This window comes from Novosphingobium sp. FW305-C-111 (assembly GCF_058783565.1).
The window spans coordinates 1-20,142 of the sequence record NZ_JBYSYP010000014.1 but is presented as its reverse complement, the minus strand read 5'-3'; the positions used below and the strand labels follow the sequence as shown (position 1 = coordinate 20,142).

Here is a 20,142-nt window from a genome sequence, read left to right as displayed (position 1 = left end):
TGTCAGAAAATCCCCGGATTGCTGTCGATGGTCTTTTCGGCATCCTCGGCGAGCCGGTAGACCACGTCCTGCCTGATATTGATGTTGAGCTCGATCACGATCGGTTTGTCCGGCGCTTTCACGCTGATGCACCCGCCGAGCAGCATCGCTCCCAACAATGGCGCCGCATACAGGACGCGGCGTCCCCGGATTCCTTTTCCCCGCATGGCCGGAATGCTCGCAGGGATCGGGCCCTTGGTCAATTCGAGGCTGTTCATCGCATATTCCCGCTTGCTGGAGGCTGAACGCTGCCGCTGGGGGCAGGAGTGGGGATCACGAGCACCGGCTGCCCGTCCTCGCGCGTGCCATTGGCGCTGCCGACGATGGGCCGTCCGTTCGCATCGACAAGGCCGACCTCGCGGGGGTCCTTGACGAAGGCCGGATCGTACATCGCCTTGATCGAGGTGATCAGACGGTAGAACGGCGCACGGATGTTGATGTTGAACTGGATCGGCAGGTCGGCGACCGCGCGGGTGACGATGTTGCGCTTGGCCCCAGCCCCCTGCCTAACCCCGTCGAAGCGCACGCGGGTGACGATCTCGCCCTGGAGCGGGCCGTCCATCCCCACGGTCATGTGCGTATAGTCGAGGCTCTTCAGCGCATCGAAGGCGAAATTCGCCATCGCCGAGAGGTCCTTGTAGGTCAGCGCGCCGACATAGGAGAGGTTGCCGCCGGGCGGCCGGCTGACCAGCATCCCGCCCTCGATCCGCCCGCCGTAGGAATCGAACACCAGCGGTAGTTCGCCGTCGAACGTGCCCGTGGCGCTGATGTTCTCGAGGTCCATCTTCTCGACGAACTTGGCCGCGTCGAGCCCGTCGATGACCAGCACGTAGCGGCGTGTCTCTGCCTGGCCGAGGTTGAGGTCGACCGGCTTCAGGGTGAGCTTGCCGCCGAGGAACGGCCACTCGCCGCCCTTCACCCTCAGCAGGAAGCCCGGTTCGAGCGCGAAAGTCACGGTGCCGTCGGTAACCTCGATCCCCGGATTGATCGAGGCGACCTTCAGGGTCTGGTCCGGGGCCGTGACGAGGTTCAGCAGGTCGCTGAAATGGACGGTACCGGAGAGGCCCTTGACCGGCCCGAACGCGGCGGCAAGGTCGAGGTTGTCGCTGGAGAAATCGCCCTGGCTGGTCACCCCGGCGGCGTTCCAGTCGATCGTCCCGGTCCCTCGCACGGTGCCATAGACGTTGGCGACGACGCCCAAAGCGAGCGGAGTGACCGTTGCCGGCTGGAGCCCCTTGTCGAACACCAGCGAATTGACCGCAAGGTCGGCGTGGCCCGTGCCGCTGCCCAGATCATGGCGGATCACCGCGCGCACGATCTCGCGGTCGCTGGTCGGTTCGCGCATGGTGGCGCTGGCGTCGATACGGTTGGCGAACAGCGTCAGCGCGCCGTCACGGGCGACGAGCGGGTTGAAGCGGTCGGGATCGCGGCGGTCGAGCAGGCGGAACTGGCCGCCCTCGATGCCGAGCTTGCCGCCGGCATAGCGCCAGTTGCCCGACGCCTCGACGATGTCGAGCGGCACCGAGAACAGCTGTGCCTCGGCCCCGGCAAATGTCCCGGACACTTCCTCGCCCAATGTCGCGGCGAGGTTGCTCAGGCGGAATCGCGTGGCGGTGCCGACCGGGCCTAGCTCGACGTCGAGCGCGCTTGCCGCAACCGCGCCGGGCCAGGCAAAGCCGATCGGTCCGCTGCGGATACGGATGGGCGTGTCGGCGAGCCGACCCGCGACATCGAGTGACGTTGCCCCTGCCGCTATCCGCAGCCCCCCCGCCCCGGCGCGGACGATGCTGCCGCCCTTGACCGGGCACAGGGTCACGCTACGCTTTTCGATCACGAGGTTGGAGATCGCCAGCTCATCGAAGCGCGGGGTCACGCAGCGGCGGAACATGGCCAGCTCGCCGCGCGCAGAATAGCTGCCGTCGAGCGGGACGATGAGGTTGCGGGCGAACCCGCCCGGCAGCGCGCCCGAAAGGCGCGCCTCGCCCGCGAAGCCGAGCGCGCCGTCGCTCGCCTGGACCAGCGCCAGTTCCGGCAGTTCGAACGAACCGCCCCCGGCGCGGTACGGGGCCATCCGCGCGCGCAGCACCGCTTCTCCGCGGGGCCCTCGCTCCATCCGACCGGCGAGCTGCGGCAAGCCGGGCCCGCCGGTGGTGAAGTTGCCGGAAAGCAGCGGGACCGCGCCCGGCCGGCCGCCGGCCAGCTGGAAGCGGGACAGCGATACCAGCGCCGCACCGCTACCGCCGCGCAGCATCGCGCTCGGCATGACGAGCGACCAAAGCCCGTCCTGGCCGCGACGTGCGGTGACGTCGGCCGACAGGCGGCTGCCGCGCTTCTCGCGCTGGAGCGCCGCGCGCATCTGCGCCAGCATCGGGCCGAGCAGGCTGGTCGACGTCGACCGTTCGGCCGAAGCCAGCGCGTTGTCGAGCGCCGGGCCGGGCATCACCCCGCTGCCCTCGATGCTGCCGCGAAACTCGGAAGTGGCGAACCCGTCGCGAGCGCGCAGGTCGCCGTCGAGGCCGAGCAGCGCGAACGCCACCCCGCCGGCCTGGACGCCGCCGAGGTCGCCCGCGAGTTTGGCTGCGAGCGTCCCGTCGCGCCAGGTGGCGTTGCTGTCGAGCGCCAGCGAATTCGCGCTCATGCCCCCCGCCACGACCTTGCGGGTGCGGAGCTGGCCGTCGCCGCTGAATGCCTTGAAATCCTTGTCGGCGCGCGCGTCGAGCTGGAGCGCTGCGCCGTCCACCGCCAGCCCTCGCGCAGCGCAGCGCAAGGCCGACATTCGCACCGGCCCGGTAAAGCGCGGCGCTTCGGAAACGATCTTGATGTCGCCGTACAGGCTCGCATCCTGCAGCGCGCAGTTCTGGATCGTGAGCTTCGGCGCGACCGCCGCGAGCTTTCCGGCGAACCCGCTGCGCAGGTTGCCCTTACCGTCAGCCTTCGCACCGACCGCTCCATATTCGGTCAGGAGCTGCATGCGCCCGTCAACCAGCTCGAGGTCGAGGTCAGGCCATTGCGAGGGCGGGGCACCCGGCGGCTTCGGCGCGAACAGCACCTTGTCGAGCGAGCCGAAGCTCAGCTTGCCGCCGTTGTATGTGCCGTAAATGCGCGGACGAACCAGCTTGACCCCGGCGATGTAAGGCAGCCGCAGGCCATAGCCGATCGTTACCTCGGCGCGCTCGATGGTCATGTCGGGACGCCGGGGGTCGCCGATTACGACGTCGGTGATCACCTGCCGGGTCCCGCCGATCCGCTCGATCCGGTAAGTCGCGGGCAGGCCCATGCCGCTGAGCTGCGAGCCGATGACGTTGCTGGCGATCCGCTCTCGCGAAAGCCACAGGCCGATCAGGATCACGCCGAGGACCAGCGCGATCACGCCGAGCCGGCGCGGCCAGCGGCGGGCGCGGACCGGCAGCACTTCGGCGGCCTCGGGGGCCGTGTCTTCGTCGCTGCCCCTCATCAACCCTTCGAAACCGGAGACGGTGTTCCTTGCGCCCGTGCTTGCGCAAAGGCAATGCTGCCCCACGAAACGCACGAAACGGTCCGAGGTGCCCGAGCCTGATGCCCGATCAAACCGGACTCTTTCCTGAACGGCCCAAGATTGCCGGCAAGTCCGACCGGGTGCGCGAAGGTCACGATCCCAGCGGCCACCGCGCCCGGCTACGCAAGCGCATGCTCGAAGGCGGCCCGGAAGCGCTGGCCGATCACGAACTGATCGAGTTCCTGCTGATGGTGGCGATCCCGCGCCGCGATGTGAAGCCGGTCGCCCGCGCGCTGATCGGCCGGTTCGGCTCGCTCTCGGGCGTCCTCAACGCCGACCAGAAGGCGCTCGCGAACTTTCCGGGCATGGGCGAGGTCAGCGCCGCCGCGCTCAAGATCGTGCCCACCGCCGCCCGCCGCCTCGCCCGCGCCGAGGCCGCGGCGCAGCCGATCCTGTCGAGCTGGCAGGCGCTGATCGACTACCTGCGGATCGACATGGCGCACCTGCCGCGCGAAAGAGTGCGGGTGCTGTATCTCAACGCCAAGAACATGCTGATTCTCGACGACCTCGTTGGCGACGGCACGGTGGATGAGGCGGCGATCCACCCGCGCGACGTGATCGGCAAGGCGATCGAGATCGGTTCGACCGCGCTGATCCTCGTTCACAACCACCCGTCCGGGGTGCCCGAGCCGAGCCGCGCGGACATCCAGATCACCCGCAAGATCGCCGAGGCCGGGCGGCTGCTGGGAGTGGTGGTCCACGACCACGTCGTCGTCGGGCGGCAGGGTCACGTCAGTCTCAAGGCGCGAGGCCTGATCTGATGTGTGTCGCCGCCGTCGCATGGTTGGCGCATCCGCGCTGGCGGATCGCGGCCATCGCCAACCGCGACGAATACCACGATCGCCCAGCCGCCCCGCTGGCCCGGTGGGAGGGCGGGATCATCGCCGGGCGCGACTTGCAGGCGGGCGGGACGTGGCTGGGGGTTACGGAGGCGGGTCGCTTTGCCCTGGTCACCAACTTCCGCGCGCCGGGCTTCCCCCGCCCCGGGATGGCCAGCCGCGGCGGGCTGGTGACCGGGTGGCTTGAAGGCGCGGATCCGGGCGACGTCGCGGCGATGAACCCGTTCCACCTGATTGCCGCTGACGAGACACGCGCGCTGCACCTCACCAACCATCCATCGGCGGTGACAAGCGAACTTGCGGGCGGGATCCACGGCGTCTCCAACGGCGCGTTCGACCAGCCGTGGCCCAAGACCCGGCGTCTGACCGGGGCGCTGGCCGACTGGCTCCATGCGGACGGCAAGGACCTCGCCCCTTTGTTCGCAGCGCTTGCTGACGAAGGCGAACTGCCGGCCGAGCCCGATAGCGAGGGGCCGGAACAACCGTTCAGCCCGGTGTTCATCCGCAGCCCGGTTTATGGCACCCGCGCATCCACCGTGGTGCTGGTGCGCAAGGACGGCACGGGGCTGATGGCCGAGCGCAGTTTCGACGCGGCGGGGCGACCAACCGGCGACGTCACAATCCGCTTCTGATCCTGGCCGACCCGGTGTAGCCTTGGAGCCGGCGTCGCTTGGATGGGAGCTTGGTTTCCATGGCGACGGCTATTCCCCACGGTGAGCGGATCGACGCGCTCGATGCGCTGCGCGGATTCGCGCTGCTCGGCATCCTGTTCGCGAACATCCTCTACTGGTCCGGCTGGACTTTCATGACCCCGCCGCAGCATGAGGCGCTGGCGGGCGGGGCCGGCACCGAGTGGCAGTACCGCTTCCACCACCTGCTGATCGACGGCAAGTTCTACACCCTGTTCTCGCTGCTGTTCGGGGCGGGCTTCGCGCTCCAGCTGGACCGGTTGCGCCAGCGCGGGGCAAACGGCATCGCGATCTTCCGCCGCCGCCTGCTGGTGCTGCTGGCGATCGGCACGGTCCACATGGTGTTCGTGTGGGACGGCGACATCCTGTTCTTCTACGCGCTCATCGGGCTGATCCTGCCACTCTTCGTCGGCCTGTCGGATCGCACGCTGCTGGTCCTGTCCGCCGTTCTGATCTTCGTCGTGCCGCTGGCCGGCGTGACCCTGTTCGACCGCCTCGGCTGGGAACCGCACAAGGCCGTCGGTGCGTTCGGCGACCGGATTTTCGTCGCGCTGGGCGGCGATCTCGCCGACCCGGTCGGCTGGCTGCGGCAGGACGGTTTCTACCCCTATTGGGTCTGGACGATGGGCGGCTGGCCTTATGCGATCGCGACCCGGCTCGAATCCTGGCGCATCCCGAAGCTGCTGGGAATCATGCTGCTGGGAATCGTCGCCGGTCGGCGGCTGAGCGCGGGCACCTTGCTGGCGGATCGGCGATTGCTCTGGCGCGTGTTCTGGGCCGGTTTGCTGGTGGGCGTGCCGCTCAACCTCGCCTACGCGCTCGGCCCGGACCAGGGCCAGACCAGCCTGCCGTCGCTCTATGGCACGGTGCCGCTGGCGCTGGCCTATGGCGCCGGCTTCCTGCTGGCGTGGCCGATGGCGAGCCGCTTCCTCGGCGTGTTCGCGCCGGCCGGGCGGATGGCGCTGACCAACTACCTCTCGCAGACGGTGCTCGGAATCCTGATCTTCTACGGCGTCGGCGTGGGCCTGATCGGCACGCTGCCGCCGCTCGGCATCTACGGCGTGGCGCTGGCGATCTACGCCTGCCAGCTTGCCTTCTCGCGCTGGTGGCTGGCCCGGCACGCGCAAGGGCCGATGGAGAGGTTGTGGCGCATGGGCACCTATGGCCGCAAAGCACGCGCGGCTTCACCCCCTCACCGCATTCATGCGGGATTGCCGGATCGGTCCGGTGTGGCTAGCATCCCGTGAAAGATGCTTTCCGATCAGCCAGATACACCCCGCGCAGACCAGCGGCCGCTGCGTTTGCGCAAGCTGCTGCGGGCGTTGCTGCGCGATTCGCGGGGGCGCACGATCGAGGTCCTCGTCCGCAACGTTTCGACCCACGGGCTGGGAGCAACCACCAAGGACACGCCGCCGCGGCTCGGCGAGCAGGTCAGCATCGACCTCGCCCCGCTCGGGCTTGTTGCCGGAGAGGTGCGCTGGGCGAAGGGCAACGGCTTCGGCCTCGCGCTCGATCATCCCATCGACGTCGAGACGCTCGGTGCCGCGCTCAAGGCGCGGGCCGAGGGCGAGCGCCCGCTCGACAATCGCGGCGACGCGTGGGAGATCGAAAGCCGCCACCGCGTCGTCACCCCCCGCGCCGATCCCGCCCGCCTGCGCCGGGTCTAGGCGCACTTCCTCCCGAACGCCCGGTATGGCGAGGCCATAGGTCGGGACACACCCCGCTCGGCCCTTGCCTTTGCGCGCCCTGCCCCGTAGCGGCACGCGCGAGTTTGCGCGCACGATTTCAGGAGTCGAACATGGTCCCCCGCTACGCCCGTCCCGCGATGACCGCGATCTGGGAGCCGGAAGCGCGCTATCGCATCTGGTTCGAGATCGAGGCCCACGCGACCGAGAAGCTGGGCGAGCTCGGCGTCGTCCCGCCTTCGGGCGCCAAGGCGCTGTGGGACTGGTGGGCGACAAACCCCGCCATCGACGTCGCCGCGATCGACGCGATCGAGGCCGTGACCAAGCACGACGTGATCGCGTTCCTCGACTGGGTGGCGCAGCAGGTCGGCCCGGAAGCGCGCTTCATGCACCAGGGCATGACCAGCTCCGACGTGCTGGATACCACGCTCGCGGTGCAGCTGGCCCGCGCCGCCGACATCCTGCTCGAAGACCTCGATGCCCTGCTCGCCGCGATCAAGCGCCGCGCTCTGGAGCACAAGTACACCCCGACCATCGGCCGCAGCCACGGCATCCATGCCGAACCGACCACCTTCGGCAAGAAACTCGCCGAAGCCTATGCCGAGTTCAGCCGCTGCAAGGTGCGCCTCGAAAACGCCCGCGCCGAAGTCGCCACTTGCGCGATCTCGGGCGCGGTCGGCACCTTCGCCAACATCGATCCGTCGGTGGAGGAATATGTCGCGGAAAAGCTCGGCCTGACCCCGGAACCGGTTTCCACCCAGGTCATCCCGCGCGATCGCCACGCGATGTTCTTTGCCACGCTCGGCGTCATCGCCAGCAGCATCGAGCGCCTCGCCACCGAAATCCGCCACCTCCAGCGCACCGAGGTGCTGGAAGCGGAGGAATACTTTTCGCCCGGCCAGAAAGGCTCGTCGGCGATGCCGCACAAGCGCAACCCGGTGCTGACCGAGAACCTGACCGGCCTTGCCCGGGTGGTCCGCTCGGCGGTCACTCCCGCGCTCGAAAACGTGGCGCTGTGGCACGAGCGCGACATTTCGCACTCCTCGGTCGAGCGCTTCATCGGGCCGGACGCGACGATCACCCTCGACTTCGCGCTCGCCCGGCTGACCAGCGTCGTCGACAAGCTGCTGGTGTACCCCGAGCGGATGCAGAAGAACCTCGACAAGATGGGCGGCCTTGTCCACTCGCAGCGCGTGCTGTTGGCGCTGACCCAGGCCGGGCTGGAGCGCGACGCCGCCTACCGCCTCGTCCAGCGCAACGCGATGAAGGTGTGGGAAAGCGACGGGCAGCTCAACCTCATGGAGCTGCTCAAGGCCGATCCCGAGGTCGCCGCGGCGCTGACCACCGAGCAGATCGAGGACAAGTTCAACCTCGACTACCACTTCAAGGCGATCGACACGATCTTCGCGCGGGTGTTCGGGGAATAGGAACACCCGCGTCTTCGCAGGGGACTCGCGCTGAGGCAAAATTCGCCCTAGCATCGCCGTGACGGGGTCGGGGACAAGGACAGGTCCGATGCAGATCATACGCACGATCTTCTGGGTGCTGCTGGCGGTCGCGCTGGTGCTGTTCGCGCTCAACAACTGGGTGCCGGTCGAGGTGCGGATCTGGGACAACCTTATCCTTGAATCCAAGCTGGCTGCGCTGGTCGTCGCCGCGTTCCTGCTCGGCCTCGTGCCCGCCTGGCTGCTGTACCGCACCACACGCTGGCGCCTGAACCGGCGCATTGCCACGCTGGAAAGCACTCTCGCGGCGCAGCGCCCGCAGCCGCCGATTGCCACGTCCACCCAGCTTGAATCCGGAAACCTGTGACCAACCCGATCTATCTTGCGCTCGATCTTCCCCGCCTCGATGCCGCGCTCGCGCTGGCGCAGAAGGTCAAGGGACACGTAGGGGGACTGAAGCTCGGTCTCGAATTCTTCTGCGCCCACGGCCACCACGGCGTCCACGAGGTTGCCAAGCTTGGCCTGCCGATCTTTCTCGACCTGAAGCTGCACGATATTCCGAACACCGTCGCCGCGGCGATGCAGGCGATCCACGTCCTCGAGCCGGCGATCGTCACGGTCCACGCCAGCGGTGGCCGTGCGATGATGGAAGACGCCAAGGCGGCGGCGGGCGAGCATTGCAAGGTCGTCGCGGTGACCATGCTGACCAGCCTTGACGAGAACGACCTTGCGCGCACCGGCGTGACCGGCACCGCCCACGACCAGGTCGTTCGGCTCGCCGGCCTTGCCCAGGAGGCCGGGCTCGACGGTATCGTGTGTTCGGGCGAGGAAGTCGGCGCGGTCCACAAGCAGTGGAAGAACGGGTTCCTCGTCGTTCCCGGCCTGCGCCCCGCCGGCGTGGCGCTGGGCGACCAGAAGCGCGCAGTCACCCCGCGCGCCGCACGCGATGCCGGGGCGAGCGTGCTCGTCATCGGACGCCCGATCAGCCGCGCCGAGGATCCGGTCGCAGCGGCGCGGGCCATCGAAGGGACGCTTTAAGGCACCGTCGGCCCGGGCGCGACGGGAGCGACCGGGTTTTCGCGGACGTCCTCGCGCCAGCGGACCGAGCCGAACGGGCGCTCGAGCATGCGCCGGATCAACGGGCCGTTTTCACCTTCATGGAACGCGAAGGCACGGTCGGTCAGTTCGCGCTCGGCCTGCGTTGCGCGATTGCGCTGGCGCAGGTAATCCAGCCAGGTCGGGCAGTGGTAACGCTCGGTCCAGATCGCCGGTCTGGCGATGTCGCGCGCGATTGACCAACCATAGGCGCCGTTCCGTTGGCGGACGAGCTGGACCTCCTGCATGACTGCGTAGAACGCCCGCGCCCGGAAGCGCGGGACGTTGTAGACGATCTCCACCACGATCGGTCCGCTCCGCCCGGTGAGGTCGAGGTCGACTTCAGGCTGTGCCAGAAGTGTCGCGGCATCCTCGGCCGGGTCGGAAGGGTCCGGTATCCGCAGCCAGATCGCAGCGGCGGCCGAGGCGATGCAGCACAGCCCGGCGACGACCAGCGCGGTCGCCACGCCGAAGCCGCCCGCGACATGGCCCCAGATCCACGCACCGATGGCGATGCCCCCGGCGATCGCGGTCTGGTAGGCGGCGAGCGCCCGGCCCGAGACCCAGCGGGGCAGCACGGTCTGGATACCGATGTTGTAGATCGTGACGATCACCAGCCAGGCCCAGCCTCCCACCACCAGGGCAGGCAGGCTCAGCAGCATCGACGGGCTGGCCGCCACCGCCAGCATCGACAATCCGAGCAGCACCGAGCAGCCCTGCACGATCCGCTCGAAGCTGTATCGCCGGCGGAGCCTGTCGATCGAGAGTGCCCCGATCACCGCGCCGATGCCGAACGCGCCGAGCAGGACGCCATAGGTCCGCGCATCGCCCTGCAGCAGTTCACGCGCCACCAGCGGCATCAGCGCCTGGAACGCGCAGCCGATGGTGCCGGTGAGGATCGTGCGGAGAATGACCACCCGGATTTTCGGCGAATGGATGACATAGCGCGCGCCGGACACTACGGCCCGGCTGATCCGCTCGGGCGGGAGGCGCGAGGGTTCCTGCAGCCTCTTCCACAAGAACAGCACGACCAGCATCGGCACGAAGAACAGCGTGTTGAAAAGGAACGCTGCGGCCGCCCCTGCCGCCGCGACGATCAGGCCGCCGATTGCCGGACCGAAGCTGCGCGCGATATTGTAGCTGATCGAGTTGAGCGAGATCGCCGCCGGCACCGAATGCGGCGGGACCTGCTCGCTGACCGAGGCCTGCCACGACGGCCCGAACAGCGCGATGCCGCTGCCGATCAGGAAGGTGAAGGCGAGCAGCAGCCCCGGCGTCAGCAGGTTCGCGAACGCCGCCGCGGTCATCACCGCCGCACTGGCAAGCGACAGGCCGATCCCCGCCATGCCGACCTTGCGGCGATCATAGGTGTCGGCAATCGCGCCTGCGCCCAGCGCGAACAACATCATCGGCAGGAAAGTTGCGGTCTGGACCAGTGCGACCATGTCGGCCCGCCCGGTCAGCTCGGTCATCGCCCACGCGGCGCCGACCGATTGCACCAGCTGCCCGAAGTTCGAAAACAGGCTCGCGCTCCACATCCGGCGGAACACCGTGTGGGACAGGGCCTCGACCATCGGATTGCGGGCAGGTGCCGCGGTGTCAGGCAAGACGCGCCTCCTTTGCCGTGCGGCGCTGGAACGGATGGACGCGGATGGCAATGGTAGATTTGGTTTGCGCGAGGCTAGTTGGGCTGGTCAACTCCATCCGCGCCTTCGATTTCGCCTTCGTCCATGTCGCAGATACCCGCGGCGGCGAGGACGGCGGCCACGTTGCGCTCGGCCAGCCGCCGCGCCCCCGGCGGGGCGAGACCATGATCGCGGCGGTAAGCGAAGCTCAGGTCGTAGATTGCACCGGCGACCAGATCGGGCGAAGCGCCGCGCGCGGGCTCGGTACGCCTGCCGACATCGCCGGGATCTTGCGCCATCCATGCGCCATCCACGGCATTGGCGTAGCTGCGGTAGAAAGTGAAGCGGATGGTCCCGTCGCAATCAGGCCAGTTGCGGGAAAGAGACTGCGTGAGCGCCTCGAACCGGGGCATGGGCGCGAGCACGACGCCGCAGTCCGGCCGCATGATCCCGTTGTCGAGCGAACTGCCGAACAGCGGCTCGCTGGCGGCGAGCAGGCCTGGCCGCTTCAGCAGTGCCGCGCACGGCAGCGGCAAGCCGTAGGTGCCGCTGTCCATGTAGGGAGCAAGGTGCTGGAGAAAGCTGGCGAAACTGGCGTCGCTCTGGAGCACCTTGTCGGTTGCCCCAAGCCCTTCATCGCGCAGCATCTCGAAGCCCCAGCGGTAGGCGTCGGGGTCCTTCGGGTCTTCGAGGAACGGGGCTATCAGCAGGGCAATGCGCTCGCGCGGCTCGGAACCCTGGTCGGCCGAGGCCCATAGCCAGATCGCCTCGTAGATCGGTGCGGCGCCGGGCTCGACCTTGCGGAGCGTTGCCATGGCGTCGTCCGGAGCGGTGAACAGCGCAGCGACGGAGAGGTCGCGCAGACGCTCACGGTTGCGGCCGGCGAGACATTCGCCGACGGTCGCCCAGACCCGTGTATCAGGCGCAGCGCAGGATGCCCGCTCCTTCAACCATTGGCGCTGCTCTGCCGGAACCGAGTTGGCCCCGCCAAGGGGACTGACCCTGGCCGCCGCATAAAGCCGCGCCATCAACGCATCGTCGGCTGAAAGGGCGGGATCGGCGCAGATCGCCTTCTCGACCGCGCCCGCAGCCCTGGTGCAATCGAAGCTGGGCTGCGCGGCGGCGGGCGCGGCAAGCAGCGCGAGAAATACGAGGGCGAGCAGCCGGAGCACGGTCATCGCCGCGCAGCATTGGCCGGACGGGATGCGCCGTCAATCCTGTGCGGACAGGCCCTGCCCCAGCAACCGCGCGACCTCCCCCGCGATTTCCCCGACCGGGCGCGAGGCATCCCACACGCCGTAGCGCAGGCCGAGGAACACGTTCATGCCCATGATCGCCCAGGCACGGACCTCGTTGTCCCCGTCGCGGACCACCCCCGCCTCGACCGATTCGCCGAGGCGCGCCGCAATGCGCATCGCGGTGCCTTCGTAATGTGCGCGGTAGCTGGCCGGGTCGGCGAACTCGGCCTCGTCGATGATCCGGTAGATTTCCTTGTGATCGCGGGCGAAGCCGAGAAACGCGGCGAAAGCCTGCCGCTCGCGCTCGATCCCCGACGCAGCCGGGTCCATCGCCGCCGCCGCGGTCGTCGCCACCCGCGCCGACATGTCTCGGACCAGCGCGGTGAAGATCGCGTCCTTCGAATCGAAGTAGGTGTAGAAGCTGCCCAGCGCGGTCCCGGCGCGCCGGGTGATCCCGCTCACCGATGCCTCGTGGAAGCCCCGCTCGCCGAACTCCGCGGCGGCCGCGTCGAGCAACTTGCGCAGCGTTTCGCGGCCGCGCGCGGTGCGGGGCGCCTTGCCCGGACTGGCGGCCGCAGCCTGCTGCATGGTCACTTCCCCTCGTCTCCGCAGCGGCACTTGCTGTTGCGGATTGGTCACGTTCCTAGCGCCCCGAACGCAATTTCACAAACAGAAGTTGAAAGGTGGTTCAACTTTCAATATTGGCGACTCATCGGACCATCGCGTCCGGAAGAGGGAGCCTGATCCATGATCCGTTTCACCGTGCGCGCCGCGCTCGCCGCTACCACTGCGCTTGCTGCACTGCCGTTCGCCGCCCCTGCCTTGGCGCAGGACGCTGCCCCCCAGGCCGAAGAGGCCAATGACGACACCGGGGCAATCGTCGTCACTGCCCGCCGCCGCGAGGAAAGCCTCGTCGACGTACCGATCGCGATCACCGCGCTGTCGGGCGACCAGCTCGCCAACCAGGGCGCGCAGGACATCACCGCGCTGGCCGAAACCGTGCCCAACGTGACGCTGGAAGCCAGCCGCGCCACCAACTCCACCCTCACCGCGTTCATTCGCGGCATCGGTCAGCAGGATCCGGTCTCGGGCTTCGAGCAGGGCGTCGGCATCTATCTCGACGACGTCTACCTCAACCGCCCGCAGGCCGCCGTACTCGACATCTACGACGTCCAGCGCATCGAGGTCCTGCGCGGGCCGCAGGGCACGCTCTATGGCCGCAACACCGTGGGCGGCGCGGTCAAGTACGTGACCAAGCGGATCGACGACACGCCGCACATCTCTGCCCGCGCGACCTATGGCAGCTATGACCAGGCCGACGGCGTCCTGACCGCGAGCGCCCCGATCGGCGACGGGACCGTCCGCGTCGGCGGCTCCGTTGCCCGCCTCTCGCGCGGTGGCTTTGGCAAGAATTTGACCACCGGGCTCGAGAACTACAACAAGGACATCTGGGCCGGCCGCGGCACGGTCGAAATCCATGCGACCGACTTCTTCGCGCGGCTCTCGGGCGACTACACCAAGGACAAGTCGGCCCCGCGCGGCGGACATCGCCTGATCCGCAGCCAGTTCAGCAATACCCCCGTGCTGGGCGACGTCTATGACACCCAAGGCGGGCTGAACTCTCCAAAGCAGGAAGTCGAGGCGTGGGGCGGCTCGCTGTTCATGGAGGCCAACCCGGCCGACTGGCTGACCTTCCGTTCGATCACCGCCTACCGCAAGGACGACTCGGCTTCGCCGATCGACTTCGACGCGCTCCCGGCCGTCGACGTCGACGTGCCCGGCTACTACTTCAACCGCCAGTTCAGCCAGGAAGTCCAGGCGCTGGTCGACTTCGGCAAGCTCAAGGGGCTGGTAGGCATGTACTACCTCGACGCCTCGGCGCTGACCCAGTTCGACGTGCGGCTGTTCACCACGCTCAACGGCCTGACTGCCTACACCAACGCCGATATCGACACCGACACGGTGGCCGGCTTCGCCGACTTCACCTATGACGTCTCCGACCAGCTCAGCCTGTCGGTCGGCGGACGCTATACCTGGGACAAGCGCAAGGCCTATATCCTGCGCCAGAATTACCTCGGTGGCGGTTCGCCGGTGTTCGGCGGTGCGGGCGTGGCGTTCGGCGCACCTGGCACCAACTTCCGCGGCTCGTCGACCTTCACCAAGTTCACCCCGAAGGCCTCGATCACCTTCAAGCCGGCTCCGGGCCAGACACTCTACGCGTCGTATTCGCAGGGCTTCAAGGGCGGCGGCTTCGACCCGCGCGGCGCCGGTGTGAACGCCCCCGATCTCAACAACGACGGTGTCCGTTCGGATAACGAGATCGCCCAGTTCCTCAGCTTCCGCCCCGAAAAGGTGAACAGCTACGAAGTGGGCTACAAGGCCGACTTGTTCGATCGCCGCGTCTACGTCGCGCTCGCCGGGTTCTACATGGACTACACCGACGTCCAGATCCCTGGGTCGGTCGCCTGCACCGTTTCGGGCCTGCCGAGCTTCTGCGGCGTGGTCTCGAACGCGGGCAAGGCGCGCATGAAGGGCTTCGAGTTCGAGACCCGCGCCAAGCTGCTGGACACCGATTCCGGCACGCTGACCTTCGCCGGGTCGCTTGGCTACATCGACGCCAAGTTTACCAAATACATCACCAACATCGCCAGCGTGCCGACCGACGTGGCCAAGTTCCGCCATGTCCAGAACACGCCGGAATGGTCGGGAAGCGCCAGCCTCGACTACGCGTTGCCGGTGGGTGACGGCACGGTCAACCTGACCGCGGGGATGAGCTTCAAGAGCAAGACCTTCCAGTTCGAGATCGCCAACCCGTATCTCGACCAGAAGGCCTACCAGCTCTACGACGCCAGCCTGGTCTATCACGCCCCGGGCAACCGCTGGACGCTCGGCGTGTTCGGCAAGAACCTCGCCAACACCAAGTACAAGACGTCGGGCTATACCTTCATGGCAGCCAACGCGACCACGGGGGTGCTCTCGACCCGCGCCGACGGGACGCTGATTCCGGCACTCGGCAAGGAAGGCGTGCTCACCGCGTTTTATGGCAACCCGCGCCAGGTATTCGTGACCGGCACGATCAGTTTCTGATCGAACCCGGCGGGGGGCCTCGCGCCTCCCGCCGCTCCCTCCCCGGACCCTCCCTCCCCCGGGGAGGGACCCCGCCCGGTTCAACCGGCGTGGTAGTCGCGGTACCACCTCACGAAGCGCGGCACGCCCGCCTCGATCGGGGTGCTCGGCTGGTAGCCGAGGTCCTGCTGGATCGCGTCGATGTCGGCGAACGACTGGCGCGCGTCGCCGGGCTGCATCGGCAGCATCTCCACCTCGGCCTTCCGGCCAAGCTCGTCTTCCAGGATCCCGACGACCTTCATCAGGTGCTCGGAGCGGTGGTTGCCGATGTTGTAGAGCCGGTGCGGCTTGGTGCTGCCGCCGGCCTTCACCGAACCGTCGTCGGCCGGTGGATTGTCGAGGCTGGCGATGACCCCGGCCATGATGTCGTCGATGAAGGTGAAGTCGCGGTACATGTCGCCGTGATTGAACACCGGGATCGGCGTGCCTTCGAGGATCTTCTTCGTGAAGATCCACATCATCATGTCGGGCCGCCCCCACGGGCCATAAACCGTGAAGAACCGCAGGCCGGTCAGCGGCAGGCGATAGAGATGCGCGTACGTCTCGCTCATCAGCTCGTCGGCCTTCTTGGTCGCGGCGTAGAGCGAGAGCGGGTGGTCGACCCGGTCGTCGACCGAGAACGGCAGCTTGGTGTTCCCGCCATAGACCGATGAGGAACTCGCATAGACCATGTGCTCGACCGCGCGATGGCGGGCGACTTCGAGCAGGTTGACGTGGCCGACGAGGTTTGACTGGACGTAGGCGTGCGGGTTCTCGATCGAATAGCGCACACCGGCCTGCGCGCCGAGGTGGACGACGCGGTCGAATTCCTCGCCCGCGAGCGCCTCGGTCAGCGCGGCGTAGTCGGCGAAGTCGACGCGGTGGAAGCGGAAGCGCTCGTGGCCTTCGGTGCGCAGGACATCGAGGCGCGCTTCCTTGAGGCGCACGTCGTAGTAGTCGTTGACCACGTCGACCCCGATCACGGTGTCGCCGCGCGCGAGAAGGCGGCGAGCGAGGGAGAAGCCGATGAACCCGGCGACGCCGGTGACGAGGATGCGCATGTGCTTTATCCTAACTCTAACCCTGCGCCCCCGCGCAGGCGGGGGCCCAGTGGTCCACACGCTGCGCCTGCTGGCTCTGGGCCGCCGCCTTCGCGGGGGCGCAAAAGATTGTCAATTGAGCGGTAAGCCTCAAAGCCGCCAGTCGGCCCCTGCCCCCAGCACCCCCTTGAGATCGGCCAGCGTCCCGCCCGGCGCAACCAGCGCGCGCAGCGGTTCGGCTCCACCCGAAAGATACGCCCGGTGCGGCACCGCCAGCAGGACGAGGTCATAGGTTCCGTCGACACCGCCCATCGTGAGCTCGATCCCGTATTCATGCCGCGCCTCTGCGGCGTCGGCGAGCGGGTCGTGGACCGTAACCGAGTGGCCCCTGGCCTCCAGCGCGCGGACGACATCGGCAACCTTCGAGTTGCGCAGGTCGGGCACGTTTTCCTTGAAGGTCAGGCCCAGGACCAGCACCGACCCGGCCTTGCCGCCGCGCTGCTCGTGGAGCCGGCTCGCCACCCAATCGGCCATGCCGTCGTTGACCCCTCGCCCCGCCAGGATCACCTGCGGATCGTGGCCCAGTTCCTCGGCGCGGTGCGAGAGGTAGTACGGATCGACCCCGATGCAGTGCCCGCCGACGAGGCCGGGGGTGAACGGCAGGAAGTTCCACTTGGTCTGCGCCGCCGCGAGCACGTCCCATACCGAGAGGTCCATCCGCCCGAAGATCTGCGCGATCTCGTTCATGAAGGCGATGTTGATGTCGCGCTGGGCGTTCTCGATGACCTTGGCGGCCTCGGCGGCGCGGATCGAGGCGGCCTTGAACACCCCGCCCGAGGTGATCGCGCCGTAAAGGTGCGCGACCCGTTCGAGCACTTCGGGGGTCTGGCCGGAGACGACCTTGGTGATCCGGTCGATGGTATGCTCGCGGTCGCCCGGGTTGATCCGTTCGGGGCTGTAGCCGAGGAAGAAGTCCTTGCCCGAGACGAGACCGGACACGGCCTCGAGGATCGGCGCGCAGACCTCCTCCGTGACGCCCGGATAGACGGTGCTTTCGAACACAACGACCGGCTCGCGCCCTTCGGCCACGGCGGCAGGCAGCATCGCGCCGACGGTGCGGCTGGCGGCCTCGACCAGCCGCAGATCGGGCTTGTTGTCGGGTGTGATCGGGGTCGGCACGGTGACGATGTAGAAGTCGCTCGGAGGGCACACCGCGGGGTCGAAGGTCACACCCAGGCTCGACATCGACAGCAGCCCCGGCTCGATTTCGCCGGTGCGGTCATGGCCTTCGGACAGTTCGGCAATCCGGCCCTTGTCGATATCGAGGCCGGTAACCCAGAACTTGCGCGCCAGCGCGACGGCCAGCGGCAGGCCGACGTAGCCGAGACCGACGACCGTGACCCGGGTCGTCTGGGCCATGCCGGCGGGCAGGCCGGGCGCGGTGGAGGCGGACAGGGGCGGAAACTGCGCGGTCACGAAAGGCCTTTCGAACGGGTGCGCCAAGGCGCTCACCCATGCGTATAGGGCGGTGGTCTTATGTCGTGGTTAACGCCCGGGCGGGCAGCGAAACGGGCCTCGCGCCTTGCAATCGGGCGTCGGAAGGGCCATCTGCCGAGCATCGCTGCGAGTTTTCCGCATGCCGCGACTGAGAGACCGCCGCGCTCCCGCATGACGCAGGGAGCCAGCGTGTGGACCTTAACCAGTTGCTTTTCCACCACCAGGTCGCGCTGATCCGCGATTCGGAGTCAGGTTCGGCCGACGACGCGCAGTCGCTGGCCAGCCATTATGCCGGCCGGATCGATACCCTGCGTCACGAGCTTGGCGTGATGCCGTGGCAGCCCGCCGACGCGGTGAACGCATGAGCCGCGCGGTCAATCTTTCGCTGGGCGAGGACGAAGTCCGCCGCCTGTGCGACAAGCGCGGGATCGCGATCAGCGCGATAGAGCCGCTTCCCTCGGGCGGTACACGCCTGATCTGCGTCCTGCCCGAAGGCACGGCGGCCGCGCGTCTCCATGCCAAAAACAATGTCCTGGGCGACAGGGTGCCGCGGTTCCGGTTCTACGATCCGCTCGGCCGCTCCCTGCGCGCCTGAGCATCGGACAAAACGCATGGCAAGGTTCGACATAGCGGTCGTAATGATCGTCCTGATGGTCGCCGGCCTCGCCGTCGCGACATGGCGGATCTGGTGGAACGGTCTCGCCCGCAGCGACCGCCGCGACCGTGCGCGCGACGACGCGCGCTGGCGCGACAAGCTCCAGGCGCTTGACGTAGAGGCCCGCGACCGGGACTGATCGGCCCGGTGCGGCAATCGGGCCGCAGGGATAAGCCGTTGGTTAACCCGGACCTGCTAGGCGCCGCCAAATGAGCGACGCGATCAAAGTTCTCACCGTCTTCGGCACCCGCCCGGAGGCGATCAAGATGTTCCCGGTGATCCACGCGTTGAAGGCGGACCCGCGCTTCGACTGCGTCGTCTGTGTCTCCGCCCAGCACCGCCAGATGCTCGACCAGGTGCTCGAGATCGCCCGCGTCGTGCCCGACCACGACCTCGACCTGATGAAGCCCGACCAGACGCTCGACGCACTGACCGCGGCGCTGCTGGTAGAACTCGGCAAGGTCATGGACGAGGTCCGACCGGACTGGGTCGTCGTCCAGGGCGACACCGCCACCGCGATGGCCGGCGCGCTCGCCGCCTATTACCGCAAGGTCCGCGTCGCCCATGTCGAGGCGGGGCTGAGGAGCCACAACATCTACCACCCGTGGCCCGAGGAAATTAACCGCAAGATCATCGGCACCATCGCCGCGTTGCACTTCGCGCCCACCGGGGTGAGCGAAGCGGCACTGCTCGCGGAGAGCACCCCCGCCACCAGCGTCCACGTCACCGGCAACACCGTGATCGACGCGCTGCAATGGGTCACCGCGCGGATCGAAGCCGAGCCCGGCCTCGCCGCCGGTCTCGCCGAACTCGAAGCGCGCTTCGCCGGCAAGCGGATCATCGGCGTCACCAGCCACCGCCGCGAGAACTTCGGCGGCGGCATGGAAGCCATCGCCGAGGCCATCCGCCGGATCGCCGAGCGCCCGGACGTCGCGGTCATCTTCCCGGTCCACCTCAACCCCAACGTTCGCGCGGTGATGAACTCGGCGCTCGCCGGGCTGCCCAACGTCGCGCTGGTCGAACCGCTCGACTACCCGCATTTCGCCCGGCTGCTGGCGATCAGCGAGATCATGCTGACCGATTCGGGGGGCGTGCAGGAAGAAGCGCCCGCGCTCGGCAAGCCGGTGCTGGTGATGCGCGAGACGACCGAGCGGCCCGAGGGCGTCGCCGCCGGCACCGCGAAGCTCGTCGGCACCGACGTCGACACCATCGTTACCGAAATCTTCACCCTGCTCGACGATAAGGCCGCCTATTCGGCCATGGCGCGCGCCCACAACCCGTTCGGGGATGGGCAATCGGCGCGCCGCATCGTGGAGCTGCTTGCGAATGCTGGGTGACGTAAAGCCTGACGTCTGTGTCGTTGGCCTCGGTTATATCGGACTTCCCACCGCCGCGGTGATCGCCCGCGCCGGCTGCAAGGTGCTCGGCCTCGACGTCTCGCAGCGCGTGGTCGACACCATCAACCGCGGCGAGATCCACATCGAGGAGGTCGATCTCGACGGGCTCGTCCACGGCGTCGTCCAGCGCGGGCTGCTGCGCGCCGCGACCACGATCGAGCCGTGCGACGTCTATGTCATCGCTGTCAATCGGCGTGCAAACGGGACCCCCTATCGGCGCGCAAAAGGGACCCCCTTTCACGATGGCGCAAGGTTGAT

20 protein-coding genes are annotated in these 20,142 nt (G+C 68.0%); 13 read left to right on the top strand and 7 right to left on the bottom strand.

All coding sequences use genetic code 11. From position 1 onward, the window contains the following. Window positions 1-2 precede the first annotated feature (2 nt). Entirely contained in the window at window positions 3-257 is a 255-nt protein-coding gene (locus AC3WLD_RS15185) for a YnbE family lipoprotein (protein WP_492557817.1), read from the bottom strand. Further along, window positions 254-3,493 carry an intermembrane phospholipid transport YdbH family protein gene (locus tag AC3WLD_RS15180; protein ID WP_492557816.1) on the bottom strand — a complete coding sequence of 1,080 codons (3,240 nt, stop codon included), beginning with the start codon at window positions 3,491-3,493 and terminating at the stop codon, window positions 254-256. Before AC3WLD_RS15180 ends, AC3WLD_RS15185 begins: the two co-directional genes overlap by 4 nt. A gap of 101 nt (window positions 3,494-3,594) precedes the next feature. Here AC3WLD_RS15180 and radC point away from each other — a divergent pair, with 101 nt between their 5' ends. The 7 genes from radC to pyrF all read left to right on the top strand — a co-directional run bounded on the left by radC (window position 3,595) and on the right by pyrF (window position 9,270). After that, window positions 3,595-4,335 (top strand): RadC family protein, encoded by a 741-nt coding sequence (gene radC, locus AC3WLD_RS15175; protein ID WP_492557815.1) that lies wholly within the window; start codon window positions 3,595-3,597, stop codon window positions 4,333-4,335. Continuing rightward, complete coding sequence (locus AC3WLD_RS15170; RefSeq protein WP_492557814.1) at window positions 4,335-5,045, top strand: NRDE family protein; 711 nt, start codon at window positions 4,335-4,337, stop codon at window positions 5,043-5,045. Before radC ends, AC3WLD_RS15170 begins: the two co-directional genes overlap by 1 nt. Before the next feature lie 59 nt (window positions 5,046-5,104). After that, window positions 5,105-6,349 (top strand): DUF418 domain-containing protein, encoded by a 1,245-nt coding sequence (locus tag AC3WLD_RS15165; protein WP_492557813.1) that lies wholly within the window; start codon window positions 5,105-5,107, stop codon window positions 6,347-6,349. Between the two features lie 3 nt (window positions 6,350-6,352). Then, window positions 6,353-6,769 carry a PilZ domain-containing protein gene (locus AC3WLD_RS15160; RefSeq protein ID WP_492557812.1) on the top strand — a complete coding sequence of 139 codons (417 nt, stop codon included), beginning with the start codon at window positions 6,353-6,355 and terminating at the stop codon, window positions 6,767-6,769. A 131-nt stretch (window positions 6,770-6,900) separates the two neighbouring features. Then, the gene (gene purB / locus AC3WLD_RS15155; RefSeq protein ID WP_492557811.1) at window positions 6,901-8,214 is read left to right on the top strand and encodes an adenylosuccinate lyase; all 1,314 of its coding nucleotides are present in this window, start codon (window positions 6,901-6,903) and stop codon (window positions 8,212-8,214) included. An 88-nt stretch (window positions 8,215-8,302) separates the two neighbouring features. Continuing rightward, window positions 8,303-8,599, top strand: a complete 297-nt coding sequence (locus tag AC3WLD_RS15150) for a lipopolysaccharide assembly protein LapA domain-containing protein (RefSeq protein ID WP_492557810.1) — start codon at window positions 8,303-8,305, stop codon at window positions 8,597-8,599. Beyond that, window positions 8,596-9,270, top strand: coding sequence for an orotidine-5'-phosphate decarboxylase (pyrF, locus tag AC3WLD_RS15145; protein WP_492557809.1), 675 nt, complete (start codon window positions 8,596-8,598; stop codon window positions 9,268-9,270). The genes AC3WLD_RS15150 and pyrF overlap by 4 nt, the downstream gene beginning before the upstream one ends. Here the strand turns inward: pyrF and AC3WLD_RS15140 are convergent. The 3 genes from AC3WLD_RS15140 to AC3WLD_RS15130 all read right to left on the bottom strand — a co-directional run bounded on the left by AC3WLD_RS15140 (window position 9,267) and on the right by AC3WLD_RS15130 (window position 12,778). After that, entirely contained in the window at window positions 9,267-10,934 is a 1,668-nt protein-coding gene (locus AC3WLD_RS15140) for an MFS transporter (RefSeq protein WP_492557808.1), read from the bottom strand. The genes pyrF and AC3WLD_RS15140 overlap by 4 nt on opposite strands. Before the next feature lie 74 nt (window positions 10,935-11,008). Next, window positions 11,009-12,130 (bottom strand): lysozyme inhibitor LprI family protein, encoded by a 1,122-nt coding sequence (locus tag AC3WLD_RS15135; RefSeq protein ID WP_492557807.1) that lies wholly within the window; start codon window positions 12,128-12,130, stop codon window positions 11,009-11,011. Between the two features lie 33 nt (window positions 12,131-12,163). After that, window positions 12,164-12,778 carry a TetR/AcrR family transcriptional regulator gene (locus AC3WLD_RS15130; protein WP_492557806.1) on the bottom strand — a complete coding sequence of 205 codons (615 nt, stop codon included), beginning with the start codon at window positions 12,776-12,778 and terminating at the stop codon, window positions 12,164-12,166. A 159-nt stretch (window positions 12,779-12,937) separates the two neighbouring features. On the opposite strand from AC3WLD_RS15130, the gene AC3WLD_RS15125 reads away from it, so the two are divergent. Continuing rightward, a complete protein-coding gene (locus AC3WLD_RS15125; RefSeq protein ID WP_492557805.1) occupies window positions 12,938-15,277 on the top strand; it encodes a TonB-dependent receptor in 2,340 nt (779 codons plus the stop codon). Window positions 15,278-15,357: 80 nt separating this feature from the next. Here AC3WLD_RS15125 and AC3WLD_RS15120 read toward each other — a convergent pair whose 3' ends face one another. Both AC3WLD_RS15120 and AC3WLD_RS15115 read right to left on the bottom strand, forming a co-directional pair. Beyond that, complete coding sequence (locus AC3WLD_RS15120) at window positions 15,358-16,356, bottom strand: GDP-mannose 4,6-dehydratase (RefSeq protein ID WP_492557804.1); 999 nt, start codon at window positions 16,354-16,356, stop codon at window positions 15,358-15,360. Between the two features lie 129 nt (window positions 16,357-16,485). Next, window positions 16,486-17,811 carry a nucleotide sugar dehydrogenase gene (locus tag AC3WLD_RS15115; protein WP_492557803.1) on the bottom strand — a complete coding sequence of 442 codons (1,326 nt, stop codon included), beginning with the start codon at window positions 17,809-17,811 and terminating at the stop codon, window positions 16,486-16,488. 212 nt (window positions 17,812-18,023) lie between these two features. On the opposite strand from AC3WLD_RS15115, the gene AC3WLD_RS15110 reads away from it, so the two are divergent. The 5 genes from AC3WLD_RS15110 to AC3WLD_RS15090 all read left to right on the top strand — a co-directional run. After that, the gene (locus tag AC3WLD_RS15110) at window positions 18,024-18,197 is read left to right on the top strand and encodes a hypothetical protein (RefSeq protein WP_492557802.1); all 174 of its coding nucleotides are present in this window, start codon (window positions 18,024-18,026) and stop codon (window positions 18,195-18,197) included. Next, window positions 18,194-18,427, top strand: a complete 234-nt coding sequence (locus tag AC3WLD_RS15105) for a hypothetical protein (protein ID WP_492557801.1) — start codon at window positions 18,194-18,196, stop codon at window positions 18,425-18,427. Before AC3WLD_RS15110 ends, AC3WLD_RS15105 begins: the two co-directional genes overlap by 4 nt. 16 nt (window positions 18,428-18,443) lie before the next feature. Further along, the gene (locus AC3WLD_RS15100) at window positions 18,444-18,626 is read left to right on the top strand and encodes a hypothetical protein (RefSeq protein ID WP_492557800.1); all 183 of its coding nucleotides are present in this window, start codon (window positions 18,444-18,446) and stop codon (window positions 18,624-18,626) included. A gap of 70 nt (window positions 18,627-18,696) precedes the next feature. Further along, the gene (gene wecB, locus AC3WLD_RS15095) at window positions 18,697-19,824 is read left to right on the top strand and encodes a non-hydrolyzing UDP-N-acetylglucosamine 2-epimerase (RefSeq protein ID WP_492557799.1); all 1,128 of its coding nucleotides are present in this window, start codon (window positions 18,697-18,699) and stop codon (window positions 19,822-19,824) included. Next, window positions 19,814-20,142 (top strand): 2-dehydropantoate 2-reductase N-terminal domain-containing protein (locus tag AC3WLD_RS15090; protein WP_492557798.1); only part of this gene is annotated, 329 nt, incomplete at its 3' end. The genes wecB and AC3WLD_RS15090, both read left to right, overlap by 11 nt.